Below are 277 nucleotides of genomic sequence, written 5' to 3' on the forward strand. Positions count from 1 at the left end.
GGTTGAGTGTCACCCCAAGGCTGGCGTTGATCGATGGTAATCGCTGCCCACAGCTCAACGTACCCAGCGCGCCGGTGATTCAGGGCGATGGTCAGGTGCCGGCAATTGCCGCAGCGTCCATTCTGGCCAAGGTCAGTCGTGACCGTGAAATGCAGGCGCTGGACCTCTGTTACCCAGGCTATGGTCTTGCCGGTCACAAGGGCTACCCGACCCCAAGTCATCTGGAAGCGCTTCGGCGGCTGGGGCCGACGCCCATCCATCGCCGCTCCTTCGCCCC

The 277-nt window shown here is 63.5% G+C and carries 1 protein-coding gene; it reads left to right on the forward strand.

Going from position 1 to position 277, the window contains the following annotated elements:
• On the forward strand, positions 1–277 hold a 277-nt coding region (locus AAEZ09_RS28170; protein WP_350601628.1), incomplete at both ends, for a ribonuclease HII.

It is taken from the genome of Pseudomonas sp. 65/3-MNA-CIBAN-0223, assembly GCF_040310425.1.
Classification (GTDB): domain Bacteria; phylum Pseudomonadota; class Gammaproteobacteria; order Pseudomonadales; family Pseudomonadaceae; genus Aquipseudomonas; species Aquipseudomonas gregormendelii.